The 755-nt window shown below is 75.9% G+C and carries 1 protein-coding gene; it reads right to left on the reverse strand.

Features of this window, described 5'->3' with window-relative positions; translation table 11 throughout:
- The coding region (locus E1284_RS40980) for a condensation domain-containing protein (RefSeq protein ID WP_243715080.1) at nt 1-755 on the reverse strand (755 nt) is incomplete at both ends.

The raw sequence follows: 755 nt of genomic DNA on the forward strand, positions 1-755 counted from the left end.
ACAGCGGCAGCTCGGCGGTGCGGGCGGGGTCGGACGCCTCGGCGGTGAGGCGCTGCGCCCAGCGGCGGAACGAGGTCGGGACGGGGGCGAGGTCTCCCCCGGCCCACGCGGTGACGAGGTCGGGCAGGATGATCCGCCAGGACACGCCGTCCACGACGAGGTGGTGAAGGGTGAGCAGGAGGCGCCCGGAGGCGTGCGGCCCGGCGTCGAACCAGACGAGCCGCGCCATCGTCCCGGCGGCCGGGTCGAGCCCGCGGCGGGCGGCCTCGGCCTCCTCGGCGAGGACGGCCCGGAGCGCTCCGGTGTCCAGGCCCGCCACGTCCACGCGGCGGACGAGCGGCGCGGCGTCGACCGCGCCGGGCTCGGCGACCTCGAACTCCTCGCCGTCCACGCGCAGGCGGAGCATGTCGTGGTGGTCGAGGACGGTCTGCAGCGCCCTGGTCAGCGCGTCGACGCCGAGGTCCGGCGGGACCTGGAGGAGCATCCGCTGGCTGTAGCCGTCGACGGGGCCGTTCAGGTCCTGGAACCAGCGCATGATGGGGGTGGCCGGGACGCGGCCGATGCCCGCGCCGGGCGGCTCGGCCTCGGCGCGCTCGCCTTCGCCGACGGGCTGCGCGGTGGCCGCCAACTCCTCGACGGTCTGGTGCTGGAACACGTCGCGGGGCGTGATGACCAGGCCCGACTGGCGGGCCCGGGACACCAGCTGGATCGCGATGATCGAGTCGCCGCCCAGGTCGAAGAACCCGTCGTCGATC

Source organism: Actinomadura bangladeshensis, from assembly GCF_004348335.1.
GTDB lineage: Bacteria > Actinomycetota > Actinomycetes > Streptosporangiales > Streptosporangiaceae > Spirillospora > Spirillospora bangladeshensis.